Genomic DNA, 12,147 nt, shown 5'->3' with positions numbered 1-12,147 from the left:
AGTAGAGGCAGGAGATGCAGCAGGCTGGGATATTTTAAATGCTATGAAGTCGCAATGAAATTGACGTGCTCGCCGATGTGCAAATTCAGGTGCATTTCATCGGCGATACCCGTAGCGGTTCGGGCCAGTCGTTCGAGCGGTTCGGCCAGTCCCGGCTCCAGATTGCCGGCGACCTGGCTGAAGTGCTCAATGGTCAGACCCGCCACCCCGCGCGGGGCATTCACCAGCGTCCACTGCAAGGCACTGCTTTGCAGCGCTTCGCGAATTTCGTCGGCGGCGTGGCGTTGCAGGCTGTCCTCGGTTTCCGGATCGTCCAGCACGTCGAAATTCCCCACCAGAAACAGTCGTCGGATGTTGGCTGCCTGCATGCCGTCGATCAGCGCATCCACCGCCAGCACCTGCTCGACCGGCCCCGGCACGATGGATTTTTCCACGTATTCACTGTTGAACGGCAGGCCTGGTGCGTCCAGTAAACAGATGACCGCTGAACTGCCCGCTACGCTTTGCTGCACCCGCTGCGCATCGAACAGATCGCCGGTCTTGGTGCGCAAGCCCGGACGCGGCGGGAGTGCCGTCAGGTTATCGAGAATGGCGATCACTTCATGCTGGCGCCGCAGCATTTCAGCCATCAGCGCGCTGCCCAGGCTACTCATGGCACCATAAAGCACCACTTTCACCACCGGGGTTTCGGCGTTTTTCATGGCTGGACTCCGTACTTCACTGCCTATATGGCGTGTGACACACCGCAAACGGTGAGGGTTCGACTCAGGTTCAGAGGGATTTCAATGCAACGGATCAAGGGTTATCACGCCCATGTGTATTTCGACGCCGGCACCATCGATCAGGCGCGAGCCTTGTGCGAGCAAGCGGCGCAATTGTTCCCGCTGAAGATGGGCCGCGTACACGAGCGCCCGGTCGGCCCGCACCCGGACTGGAGCTGCCAACTGGCGTTCGGGCCGGAGCTGATTGGTGAAGTACTGCCGTGGCTGGCGCTCAACCGCAAGGGTTTGGTGGTGTTCCTGCATCCGGACACCGGCAATGATCTGCGCGACCACACCGAGCATGCGATCTGGATGGGCGCGATTCGCCCGCTGGACCTGTCTATTTTTTGATCAGATGGTTTCTTCCGGCTCGCTGGGCAGATGCTCGTCCAGGTGTAGCCACGGCAAGCGGCTGTCGGTCCAGATGTGCCGCTCGGCCGGCGCCAGCTCGGGATGGTCGAGGGTGGCGATGGTCACGTCGATGCTTTCCGGGCTCAGGTGAGTGGTCAAGGCCATTTGCGCCCCACAATGGCCGCAGAAATATCGCGTGCAGGTTGATGAAGAGTCGTACTTCGACGGTGTTCCGGCCAGCCATTGAAAGGCCGATGCGAGCACGGTGATCCAGGTGGTCACGATGCCGCCGCTGACCCGTCGGCAAATCGAGCAATGACAGTGGGCGATATCGTGCAACGGCCCGCTGACCTGGTAGCGCAGCTGTCCGCAGTGGCAACCGCCTGTATGGATTTTGGCCATGCTGTCTCCTCCTGATCCGTATGCCTCTGTAGGAGCCGCCGAAGGCTGCGATCTTTTGATCTTGCTTTCAAAAATCAAAATCAAAAGATCGCAGCCTTCGGCAGCTCCTACAGGTGTGTTTCGTGGCGCAATGTGCGCGAAGGCATCAACTCGCTCCGACGACCGGTCGTACTTCCGGTCAACGCTTTCATCGGCGAAAGCTGGCTGAAAGCTTCCCCGATTAGGATCGCCCCCACTACCGGCAACAGACCGGTCGGCCAATGCCAGCGTTTTATCGCTCGCACAGCCCATTTAACAACAACAATGGTGATTCTGATGTCCTCTTCTATCCGCCGCTTCGCTGCAACTCCGCCCGTACGCCTCGTGCTTCCCGTTCTGCGCTGATCGCCGATCCGCTCATTCCCTAGCCGCGCTACGCCTGGAGTATTCCCATGCTGACTTTCCTTGGCTTCGCCATGGTCATCACGTTCATGTTCCTGATCATGACCAAGCGCCTGTCTGCGCTGATCGCCCTGATCCTGATTCCAATCATCTTCGCCCTGTTCGGCGGCTTCGGCCCGAAAATCGGCCCGATGATGCTCGAAGGCATCACCAAACTCGCGCCGACCGGCGTGATGCTGATGTTCGCGATTCTGTACTTCGCCCTGATGATCGACTCCGGCCTGTTCGACCCGGCCGTGCGCAAGATCCTGAAAATGGTCAAGGGCGACCCGTTGAAAGTTTCGGTCGGCACCGCCGTACTGGCGCTCGTCGTTTCCCTCGATGGTGACGGCGCGACCACTTACATGATCTGCGTGGCCGCCATGCTGCCGCTCTACAGCCGCATCGGCATGAGCCCGCGGATCATGGCTGGTCTGATCATCCTCGCCGGTGGCGTGATGAACATGACTCCATGGGGCGGCCCGACCGCCCGTGCCGCCAGTGCGTTGCACGTGGACCCTTCGGCGATCTTCGTACCGATGATTCCAGCGATGGCGGCCGGTGTGGTGGCGATCCTGGCCATCGCTTACTTCTACGGCAAACGTGAACGTGCGCGCCTGGGTGAGCTGCACCTGGTGGGCGATGAGATCGACCACAGCGAAATCAGCGTCTCGCAGTTCCCGGATGCCCGTCGTCCGAAGTTGATCTGGTTCAACGGCGCCCTGACCCTGGGCCTGATGTGCACCCTGATCGCCGGCCTGTTGCCGCTGCCAGTGCTGTTCATGGTGGCGTTCAGTATCGCGATGATCGTCAACTATCCTTGCCTGCAACAGCAGAAGGATCGCGTCGCGGCCCACGCCGGTAGTGTGCTGGCAGTGGTCGGGCTGATCTTTGCCGCCGGCATCTTCACCGGTATCCTGTCGGGCACCGGCATGGTCGATGCCATGTCGAAAAGCCTGCTGTCGGTGATCCCGGATTTCCTCGGCCCGTACCTGGCGGTAATCACGGCGCTGGTGAGCATGCCGTTCACGTTCTTCATGTCGAACGATGCATTTTATTACGGCGTGTTACCGGTACTTGCCGAAGCCGCCAGTCACTACGGTATAACCGCGGTGGAAATGGCACGTGCCTCGATCGTCGGTCAGCCCGTCCACCTGTTGAGCCCGCTCGTACCATCGACCTACCTGTTGGTGGCCCTGGCCGGTATCGATTTTGGTGATCACCAGCGCTTCACCCTGAAGTGGGCAGTGCTGGTGTGCATGTGCATACTGGTCGCCGCGTTGCTGATGGGGATTTTTCCGCTGTTCAGCACTCTATAAGCCCAAGACTCACCACATCGGGTCCAGGCTTTGTTGTTTGAAGCCCGGGCCCGTTGTGGTTTAACACTCGCTCAAAGGAATACACATGGAATGGCTGACCAACCCTGAAATCTGGGTTGCCTTCTTCACCCTGACCGCCCTGGAAATCGTTCTGGGCATCGATAACATCATCATGATTTCGATCCTGGTCAGCCGCATGCCCAAGCACATGCAGCAGCGCACCCGGATTTTCGGTCTGGCGCTGGCCATGATCACGCGGATCCTGTTGCTGCTGTCGATCACCTGGGTCATGCGCCTTACCGCCGACCTGTTCGAAGTGTTCGGCCAGGGTATCTCCGGGCGTGACCTGATCCTGTTCTTCGGTGGTCTGTTCCTGCTGTGGAAGAGCTCGCAAGAGATGTACCACGCGCTGGAAGGTGAAGACGAAAGCAACGAAGAACCTTCGGGCAAGGGTGGCAACTTCCTGTACACCATCATCCAGATCGCGATCATCGACATCGTGTTCTCGCTGGACTCGGTCATCACTGCGGTCGGCATGGTGTCCCATGTACCGGTCATGGTGGCGGCGATTGTCGTGGCCGTTCTGGTGATGATGCTGGCTGCGGGCACCATCAGCGCGTTCATCGACAAGCACCCGTCGCTGAAGATGCTGGCGCTGTCGTTCCTGCTGGTGGTCGGTACCGTTCTGATTGCCGAATCCCTGGACGTGCACGTACCGAAAGGCTACGTCTACTTCGCCATGGCGTTCTCGCTGGCGGTGGAAGCGATCAACATCAAGATGCGCACCGCGATCGCGAAAAAGCGCAAGCAGCAGGATCCGGTGAAACTGCGCAAGGACATTCCGGGTCAATAACCCGAATGTTGTGCTGAGCAAAAGGGGCCTTCGGGTCCCTTTTTCTTTGTCTGCATCAAATTGTTTTCATGACAGTTTTGTTTCAATCACTTCTTTAGCTATGCGATGCTGGCGCCCAGCCCGTTAGCCAACTACAGCTTAAGTACAAAACGTAGAACAACGCGCGGCACCGTCAACTTGCCCCTTTGGGGCGTTACCACCACAGGGGGCCTGTATGCTCACCCTGCTCAATTTGCTCTCTGCCGTGGCCTTGCTGATCTGGGGCACGCACATCGTCCGAACCGGCATCCTGCGGGTTTACGGTTCCAACTTGCGCCATGTCATTGGCCAGAACATGTCCAAACGCTGGCTGGCGTTCATTTCCGGGATCGTGGTAACCGCCATGGTCCAGAGCAGCAACGCCACCGCCATGCTCGTCACTTCCTTTGTCGGCCAGGGCCTGATGGCGCTGACCCCGGCGCTGGCGACCATGCTTGGCGCCGATGTCGGTACGGCGCTGATGGCGCGGGTGCTGACTTTCGACCTGTCATGGCTGTCGCCGCTGCTGATCTTCCTCGGGGTGATTTTCTTCCTCTCGCGCAAACAGACGCGACTGGGCCAGATGGGCCGCGTCGCGATTGGCCTAGGCTTGATCATCCTGGCGTTGCAGCTGATCGTCGAGGCGGCCACGCCGATCACCCACGCCCAAGGGGTGAAGGTGATTTTCGCCTCGCTGACCGGCGATATCCTGCTCGACGCCCTGGTCGGTGCGCTGTTCGCGATGATTTCCTACTCCAGCCTTGCGGCAGTGCTGCTGACCGCAACCCTGGCCGGCGCCAGCGTGATCAGCTTGCCAGTGGCGATCGGCCTGGTGATCGGCGCCAATATCGGCAGCGGCATTCTGGCGTTCCTCAGCACCAGCATGCAGAACGCCGCCGGACGCCAGGTGGCCTTGGGCAGCCTGCTGTACAAACTGATCGGCCTGGTGCTGATCATTCCGGTACTCGACCCGTTGGTGCACTGGATCGACAGCCTGGATTTCAGCCCCCAGGAAATGGTCATCGGCTTCCACCTGCTCTACAACACCGCGCGCTGCCTGGTCCTGCTGCCCAGTGTCGGGCCGATGGCCAGGTTTTGTGCCTGGGTGTTGCCGGAGCGGCCACAGGTCAACGGCACTGCCAAACCCCGGCACCTTGACGCTACGGCGCTAGTTACACCGAGCTTGGCGCTGGCCAACGCGGCTCGGGAAACCCTGCGCATGGGTGACCTGATCGATAACATGCTGGAGGCCATGCTCGATGTGCTGAACGGCAAGCAAACCGCAGTGACACAAGAAGTGCGTCGCCTGGCCGACGATGTGGAATCGCTCTACAGCGCCATCAAGCTGTATCTGGCGCAAATGCCCCGCGAGGACCTCAGTGATCAGGACAGCCGGCGCTGGGCGGAAATCATCGAGCTGGCGATCAACCTCAAACTTTCCAGTGACTTGATCGAACGCATGCTGCGCAAGGTCCAGCAGCAGAAAACCTCGCAGCGCCGCTCGTTTTCCGAGGTCGGCCTGGAAGAGTTGGCGGGGCTGCACAGTCAGCTAATCTCCAACCTGCGCCTGGGGTTGTCGGTATTTCTCAGTGCCGACAAAGAAAGTGCCCGTCAGTTATTGCGTGAGAAACGTCGCTTTCGCGCACAGGAACGGCGTTTGGCTCATGCTCATGTCAGCCGTTTGCAACGTAAGATCGTGCAAAGTATCGAGACCAGTTCGTTGCACCTGGAATTGATTGCCGACATGAAGCGTCTGAATTCACTGTTTTGCAGCAGCGCCTACGTGGTGCTGGAAACCTCCGACACCGGCGCGCTGGTGGTCGACGATTTGACTGACATCACGCATTCTCCCTGAACGTCCGCCGTGGCACGAAGTCTGTTGAACTCACGCTAGCCGTATGGAAGCTCGTTATGCGTTGTCTGTTGTTCGCCTGTCTGTTGCTCGGCTCATTCCCTTCGTTTGCCCTGGATCGCTTTCAGGTTGAGGGCTACACCCTGCGCAACGGCCTGCAACTGCTGCTGAAACCCGGCACGGAGCGCGGGCATGTGGCGATCCGGCTGGTGGTCGGCGTCGGTATCGATGATTTCAGCTGTGCGGAAAAAGAATTGCCGCACCTGCTCGAACATCTGCTGTTCAGCGGCATCGACGCCAGCGGTGAAGGCGGACTAGAAGAACGCATGCAGGCGCTGGGGGGCGAATGGAACGCCTTCACCAGCAACGCCGACACTACGTTCGTGATCGAAGCACCGGCGAAAAACCAGCGCAAAGTCCTCGACCTGTTGCTGGCGTTGCTGACCCAGACCCGCTTCGACGACAACGCCATCAACGCCGCCAAGCAAGTGGTCGAGCGTGAAGACGGTGGTCATTACACCCATTTGCAGCGCTGGCTGGATCGTCAGGATCTGGGCCACACCGCCAGCAAGCAACTGGCTGTGGAGCTCGGACTCAAATGCTCCGAGCGTGCCGAAGTCCATCAATTGACCCGCGAGCAACTGGAGAAAGTCCGCCAGGATTGGTACGCGCCCAACAACATGACGCTGATCGTGGTCGGCGATCTCGATAAGCTGCTGCCAGCCTATCTGGAACGGACCTACGGCACGTTGGTCCCGATCGAACCCGGCAGCCACCCGCCGCTGCCGCAAATCCAGGCCAGCGCCGCCCACGAGCGTGTTCTGACGCGGGGGTTCGTTGGTGATGGGGCCAAGCTGCACTGGCTGGTGCCGGAACCGGTGCTGGAAGATCAGCACGACGTTACCTTCGACCTGCTCAAGGACTACCTGGACTGGGCGCTGTATCGCCAGTTGCGGCTGGCGCACAGTTTGTCCTATGGCCCGTGGGCCGAGCGTGAGGTGTTCGGTGGCGTAGGCTTCATGAGCCTCAATGCCGACCTCGAGCGCGATGACGTGGACGAGGCACTGACGGTGCTGGATGACTTGAAGGCTCAATTGCTCAAGGATGGCCTCAACGCCGAAACCTTCAATCGCCTCAAGCAAGCAGCCATCGCCCGCCAGTCCTGGGCGGTACAAGGTAACAGCGCGCTGGCCGATTACTACTGGAGCGCGCTGGGCGACTACGAGGACGGCCGTTTTGCCAACCCCACCAAGGAGCTGCAAGCGGTTTCCCTCGCTGAGGCGAACAAGGCGATGCGCGAACTGCTCCTACAGCCTGGGTATGTGCGGATCGAGAAGCCGTTGCTCAGTGATGATCAGGTGTTGTGGGCGATTGCCGGGGTGTTGGGCTTACTGGTGATCAGTCTGGTGGCGTGGCGTTTTCATCGCAGAAAGTAACCATTTCCCATGATGAGGCGGTAACCTGTCAGTGATTTTTCCTACGACTACTGTGAACCGCCCGAATGCCGACCTTGACCCTCTTCGTACAGCGCATCCTCGAATTGATGAAGCGCTACCCCGGGGTCATTGCGCTCGGTGGTTTTGTCTCCGGGGTCGGCAGTTTCATTCTGGTGGATCGTCAGCAGGGACTGGCGAGCTGGATCACCACCATCATGCTGATCAGCTGGATCTGGCTGATGCTGGAAAACAGCCTGACCAAGCTGTTCACCCGGATCTTCAAGCGGGAAATTCCCCAGCCATTGCTGCGTTATGCGACGCAGATGATCCACCAGGAAAGCCTGTTCTTCGTCCTGCCGTTTTTCTTCATCACCACGACGTGGAACAGCGGCCAGTTGTTCTTCACCGGGTTGTTGGGCATCGCCGCGCTGATTTCCATCGTCGACCCGCTCTACTACAAATGGCTGGCGCCTCGGCGCTGGGCGTTCCTGGCGTTGCACACGCTGACCCTGTTCGCCGCCCTGCTCACCGCGCTGCCGGTGATCATGCACCTGACCACTTCGCAAAGTTTCAAATGGGCGCTGGGCATTGCCGTGTTGCTGTCGTTCCCGAGCCTGGCGTCGATCTTCCCGATCCGCACGGTGCGCAACGCGCTGGCGATCCTCAGTATCACCATTGGTATCGGCGGCGTCGGTTGGGTGCTGCGTTCGTGGGTGCCGCCAGCGACATTGTGGATGACCGACGTGGCCATCAGCACGCAGATGCAGGACCGTACGCCTGGCAAGAGCCTGGAAGAAGTCAGCGTCGAGCAGATTCGCGGCGGCGGCTTGTACGCTTACACCGCGATCAACGCGCCGCGAGGCCTGGACGAGCGGATTTATCACGTCTGGCAATTCAACGGTAAAGAGGTCGATCGCATCCCTCTCGACATCCATGGCGGGCGCAAGGAAGGCTATCGTGCCTGGACCCACAAGCAGAACTTCCCCGGCAACCCGGCGGGCAAATGGCAGGTCCGGGTGCTGACCGAAGACGGCCAGTTAATTGGCGTGTTGCGCTTCACGGTGCCGGACAGCACACCGGTCAAAGAAAAGTAAGGCAGTTCGTGCTATTACGTAGGTCAGCGTAAATAGCCGAAAAAGCACGGAGCTTATGACCAGCAATACAGTGGCCGGCAATGCCCAACTGGACACCTCGCACGCCCCCGCTCAGATACGGGTGACGGGGGACTGGACGCTCGCCCATTACGCCGACCTCAAGCTTCTGAGCGAAAAGCTCGAAGGCCAATACGACAACAACACGCGCATCGATCTCAACGGCCTCGGCGCCCTCGATACCGCCGGCGCCTCGCTGTTGGTGGAGCTGCTGGGCTCCGAGCGCCTGGGCCGGTCCGCCGAACATCCCGATTGCACCCTTTCTCCCGCCGACCGCGCATTGCTGCAAACCGTCTACCAGTCGCTGACCGATTTCTGTGTGCCGATCAAGGAACCGGAAATCAGCGTCGGCATTCAACTGCTGACGCGCATTGGCCGTGCGGTGGACAGGGTCTGGCAGGACACCCTGCAATTGCTGGGTTTTGTCGGCCTGATTCTGGAAACCATCGTTCGTGGACTGTTCCGGCCTAGCCGCTGGCGCATCACGCCGATGGTGGCGCACATCGAACAGACCGGCCTCGATGCCGCGCCCATCGTCGCCCTGCTGACCTTTCTGGTGGGCGCCGTGGTGGCGTTTCTCGGGGCGACGGTGCTGTCGACGTTCGGCGCCAGCGTGTTCACGGTGGATCTGGTGGCGTTCGCCTTCCTGCGGGAATTCGGCGTGTTGCTGACCGCGATCCTGATGGCCGGGCGCACGGCCAGTGCGTTCACCGCGCAAATCGGTTCGATGAAGGCCAACGAAGAAATCGACGCCATCCGCACCCTGGGCCTCGATCCGATGGAATTGCTGGTGGTGCCGCGCGTCCTGGCGCTGCTGATCGCGTTGCCGATGCTGACCTTTCTGGCGATGATCTCGGGGATTGTCGGCGGCGGCGTTGTTTGTGCGATATCGCTGGATATCTCGCCGGCGATGTTCCTCTCGCTGCTGCAATCGGACATCGGCGTTCAGCATTTTCTGGTGGGTATCGTCAAAGCACCGATCTTCGCCTTCCTGATCGCCGCGATCGGTTGTCTGGAAGGCTTCAAGGTCAGTGGCAGCGCCGAATCCGTTGGCGCACACACCACGTCGAGCGTGGTGCAGTCGATTTTCGTGGTGATCGTGCTCGACGCCGTGGCCGCGCTGTTTTTCATGGAGATGAGCTGGTGAGCCGTTTACCCCGAGCGCCCGCCGAGGCGGTGATCGAAGTCCGTGGGCTGTGCAATCGCTTCGGCCGTCAGAGCGTGCATGAAAACCTTGATCTGGATTTGTACAAGGGCGAGATCCTCGCCGTGGTCGGCGGCTCCGGCAGCGGCAAATCGGTGCTGCTGCGCAGCATCGTCGGCTTGCGCCAGCCCAGCGAAGGCGTGGTGAAAGTCTTCGGACAAAACCTGCCGACGCTACCGGAACACGAGCGTTCGCTGATTGAACGGCGCTTCGGCGTACTGTTCCAGAAAGGCGCCCTGTTCTCTTCGCTGACCGTGACCGAGAACGTCGCCCTGCCGCTGATCGAACACGCCGGCCTGAGCCGCGACGATGCTGAGCATCTGGCTGCCGTGAAGCTGGCCCTGGCTGGATTGCCGCTTTCTGCGGCGGATAAATACCCCGCGTCCCTGTCCGGCGGCATGATCAAGCGCGCCGCTCTGGCACGGGCCTTGGCGCTGGACCCGGACATCCTGTTTCTCGACGAGCCCACCGCCGGTCTCGACCCGATCGGCGCCGCTGCGTTCGATCAATTGATCCTGACCCTGCGCGATGCCTTGGGTTTGAGTGTTTTTCTGGTGACCCACGACCTCGACACGCTCTACACCATCACCGACCGGGTGGCGGTGCTGGCGCAGAAGAAAGTGCTGGTGGCGGACGCCATTGACAAGGTGTCGGAAACCGACGATGCGTGGATCCACGAATACTTCCATGGCCCTCGCGGCCGCGCGGCGCTGACGGCCGCAAAACAGCTCAACGAGGTCTGACATGGAAACCCGAGCCCATCATGTATTGATCGGCCTGTTCACCGTGATTGTGGTGGCGGGCGCCCTGCTCTTTGGTTTGTTTCTGGCCAAGTCCAGCGTCGACCGGGAGTTCAAGGATTACCAGGTCGTCTTCAACGAGGCCGTCAGTGGCCTGTCCAACGGCAGTTCGGTGCAGTACAGCGGGATCAAGGTCGGCGATGTGATCTCGCTGCGCCTGGACCCCAAAGACCCGCGCCGGGTACTGGCGCGAATCCGTCTGGGTGGCGACACGCCGGTCAAGGAAGACACCCAGGCCAAGCTGGCGCTGACCGGTGTCACCGGGACGTCGATCATCCAGCTCAGCGGCGGCACGCCACAAAGCCCGACGCTCAAGGGCAAGGATGGCAACCTGCCGACCATCGTCGCGTCGCCCTCGCCTATCGCCCGTTTGCTCAACGACAGCAACGACCTGATGGCCGGCGTGACCACGCTGATGCACAACGCCAACCTGATGTTTTCCACGGAGAACATCGAGCGCATCAGCAAGACCCTTGATCATCTGGAGCAAACCACCGGAGTCATTGCCGAGCAGCGCGGCGACATTCGTCAGGCCATGCAGCAACTGGCGTCGGTCGGTAAACAGGCCGGCACCATGATGGAACAGACTTCGGCGCTGATGCGCAACGCCAACGGCTTGCTCAACGATCAGGGCAAGCAGATGTTCGGCAGCGCTGAGCACGCGATGAAGTCGCTGGAACAGAGCAGCGCGACGATCAACAAGTTGCTGAGCGCCAATCAGGACTCGATCAACAACGGCATGCAGGGCCTCAACGGCCTGGCCCCGGCGGTGCGCGAGCTGCGTGAAACCCTGACCTCGCTGCGCGCCATCGCTCAACGCCTGGAGGCCAACCCCAGCGGTTACCTGCTGGGCAGTGACAAGCGCAAGGAATTCACCCCATGAAGCTGACCCGTATCGCCCTCCTCGCCGGCTTCATGCTGATCAGCGCCTGCTCGATCCTGCCCAAGCCTGAGCCGTTCGATGTCTATCGGTTGCCTTCGGCCCAGAGCAATACGCCGAGCAGTCATGGCGCGGCGCAGCAATGGTCGTTGCGCCTGAACAAACCCTTGGCCAGCGAAGCGTTGAACAGGCCGGACATTGCGGTCATCCCTCAGGGCGACGTGATCAGCAGCTACAAGGGCTCGCGCTGGAGCGATCCGGCGCCGGTGCTGCTGCGCAATCGTCTGCTTGATGGTTTCCAGCGTGATGGTCGAGTGACGTTGCTGAGCACCGATGACAGTCTTTTTCACGCAGACCTGGAGCTGGGCGGCCAGTTGCAGGCGTTCCAGACTGAATACCAAGGCACCAGCACCAGCGTGGTAGTGCGTCTGGATGCGTTGCTGGTACGCGGTTACGACCAGCGAATCCTCGCCAGCCGCCGCTTCGAAGTGCGTCAGCCGTTGAGCGATGTGAAAGTGCCGTCGGTGGTGGCCGGGTTTGGCCAGGCCAGTGATCAGCTGTCGACGCAGGTGGTGAGTTGGGCGGTAGAGCAAGGGCAAAAGTTTGCGCCGGTCAAACCTTGAAATCGCCAAGATCGCAGCCTTAGGCAGCTCCTATGTATGGACTCGCACCCACTGTCTACCCGCTTTTGAAAAACCGC

12 protein-coding genes are annotated in these 12,147 nt (G+C 60.4%); 10 read left to right on the top strand and 2 right to left on the bottom strand.

Going from position 1 to position 12,147, the window contains the following annotated elements:
• Window positions 1-41 precede the first annotated feature (41 nt).
• Window positions 42-701 carry an NAD(P)-dependent oxidoreductase gene (locus ACW9JC_RS24525; RefSeq protein ID WP_457458177.1) on the bottom strand — a complete coding sequence of 220 codons (660 nt, stop codon included), beginning with the start codon at window positions 699-701 and terminating at the stop codon, window positions 42-44.
• Window positions 702-785: 84 nt separating this feature from the next.
• Between ACW9JC_RS24525 and ACW9JC_RS24520 the strand changes: the two genes are divergently transcribed.
• Window positions 786-1,112, top strand: coding sequence for a DOPA 4,5-dioxygenase family protein (locus ACW9JC_RS24520; protein WP_457458175.1), 327 nt, complete (start codon window positions 786-788; stop codon window positions 1,110-1,112).
• Here ACW9JC_RS24520 and ACW9JC_RS24515 read toward each other — a convergent pair whose 3' ends face one another.
• Entirely contained in the window at window positions 1,113-1,514 is a 402-nt protein-coding gene (locus ACW9JC_RS24515; RefSeq protein WP_457458173.1) for a GFA family protein, read from the bottom strand.
• Between the two features lie 431 nt (window positions 1,515-1,945).
• Here ACW9JC_RS24515 and ACW9JC_RS24510 point away from each other — a divergent pair, with 431 nt between their 5' ends.
• The 9 genes from ACW9JC_RS24510 (at window position 1,946) to ACW9JC_RS24470 (ending at window position 12,070) form a co-directional block, all read left to right on the top strand.
• On the top strand, window positions 1,946-3,253 hold the full coding sequence (locus ACW9JC_RS24510; protein ID WP_338583989.1) for a CitMHS family transporter: 1,308 nt from the start codon (window positions 1,946-1,948) through the stop codon (window positions 3,251-3,253).
• Window positions 3,254-3,338: 85 nt separating this feature from the next.
• Entirely contained in the window at window positions 3,339-4,106 is a 768-nt protein-coding gene (locus tag ACW9JC_RS24505) for a TerC family protein (RefSeq protein ID WP_338583990.1), read from the top strand.
• Between the two features lie 214 nt (window positions 4,107-4,320).
• On the top strand, window positions 4,321-5,979 hold the full coding sequence (locus ACW9JC_RS24500; RefSeq protein WP_457458170.1) for a Na/Pi cotransporter family protein: 1,659 nt from the start codon (window positions 4,321-4,323) through the stop codon (window positions 5,977-5,979).
• 56 nt (window positions 5,980-6,035) lie between these two features.
• Window positions 6,036-7,412: a M16 family metallopeptidase gene (locus tag ACW9JC_RS24495; protein WP_457458168.1), complete on the top strand. Its 1,377-nt coding sequence runs from the start codon at window positions 6,036-6,038 to the stop codon at window positions 7,410-7,412.
• 65 nt (window positions 7,413-7,477) lie between these two features.
• Window positions 7,478-8,506 carry a DUF5924 family protein gene (locus ACW9JC_RS24490; RefSeq protein WP_338583993.1) on the top strand — a complete coding sequence of 343 codons (1,029 nt, stop codon included), beginning with the start codon at window positions 7,478-7,480 and terminating at the stop codon, window positions 8,504-8,506.
• Window positions 8,507-8,561: 55 nt separating this feature from the next.
• Window positions 8,562-9,710, top strand: a complete 1,149-nt coding sequence (locus tag ACW9JC_RS24485; RefSeq protein WP_457458166.1) for an MlaE family lipid ABC transporter permease subunit — start codon at window positions 8,562-8,564, stop codon at window positions 9,708-9,710.
• Window positions 9,707-10,510, top strand: a complete 804-nt coding sequence (locus ACW9JC_RS24480; RefSeq protein WP_416128749.1) for an ABC transporter ATP-binding protein — start codon at window positions 9,707-9,709, stop codon at window positions 10,508-10,510. Before ACW9JC_RS24485 ends, ACW9JC_RS24480 begins: the two co-directional genes overlap by 4 nt.
• A gap of 1 nt (window position 10,511) precedes the next feature.
• Window positions 10,512-11,450 carry an MlaD family protein gene (locus tag ACW9JC_RS24475; protein WP_457458164.1) on the top strand — a complete coding sequence of 313 codons (939 nt, stop codon included), beginning with the start codon at window positions 10,512-10,514 and terminating at the stop codon, window positions 11,448-11,450.
• Window positions 11,447-12,070 (top strand): ABC-type transport auxiliary lipoprotein family protein, encoded by a 624-nt coding sequence (locus tag ACW9JC_RS24470; RefSeq protein WP_457458162.1) that lies wholly within the window; start codon window positions 11,447-11,449, stop codon window positions 12,068-12,070. The genes ACW9JC_RS24475 and ACW9JC_RS24470 overlap by 4 nt, the downstream gene beginning before the upstream one ends.
• The last annotated feature ends 77 nt before the right edge of the window (window positions 12,071-12,147 follow it).

Source organism: Pseudomonas sp. SDO5591_S426 (assembly GCF_054070755.1).
The sequence above is the reverse complement of the archived record's forward strand: the minus strand, read 5'-3'. Positions and strand labels throughout refer to the sequence as shown.

Coding starts and splice junctions, on each gene's coding strand:
- ACW9JC_RS24525 (WP_457458177.1), bottom strand. CDS start 701: ATGAAAAACGCCGAAACCCCGGTGGTGAAAGTGGTGCTTTATGGTGCC.
- ACW9JC_RS24520 (WP_457458175.1), top strand. CDS start 786: ATGCAACGGATCAAGGGTTATCACGCCCATGTGTATTTCGACGCCGGC.
- ACW9JC_RS24515 (WP_457458173.1), bottom strand. CDS start 1,514: ATGGCCAAAATCCATACAGGCGGTTGCCACTGCGGACAGCTGCGCTAC.
- ACW9JC_RS24510 (WP_338583989.1), top strand. CDS start 1,946: ATGCTGACTTTCCTTGGCTTCGCCATGGTCATCACGTTCATGTTCCTG.
- ACW9JC_RS24505 (WP_338583990.1), top strand. CDS start 3,339: ATGGAATGGCTGACCAACCCTGAAATCTGGGTTGCCTTCTTCACCCTG.
- ACW9JC_RS24500 (WP_457458170.1), top strand. CDS start 4,321: ATGCTCACCCTGCTCAATTTGCTCTCTGCCGTGGCCTTGCTGATCTGG.
- ACW9JC_RS24495 (WP_457458168.1), top strand. CDS start 6,036: ATGCGTTGTCTGTTGTTCGCCTGTCTGTTGCTCGGCTCATTCCCTTCG.
- ACW9JC_RS24490 (WP_338583993.1), top strand. CDS start 7,478: ATGCCGACCTTGACCCTCTTCGTACAGCGCATCCTCGAATTGATGAAG.
- ACW9JC_RS24485 (WP_457458166.1), top strand. CDS start 8,562: ATGACCAGCAATACAGTGGCCGGCAATGCCCAACTGGACACCTCGCAC.
- ACW9JC_RS24475 (WP_457458164.1), top strand. CDS start 10,512: ATGGAAACCCGAGCCCATCATGTATTGATCGGCCTGTTCACCGTGATT.
- ACW9JC_RS24470 (WP_457458162.1), top strand. CDS start 11,447: ATGAAGCTGACCCGTATCGCCCTCCTCGCCGGCTTCATGCTGATCAGC.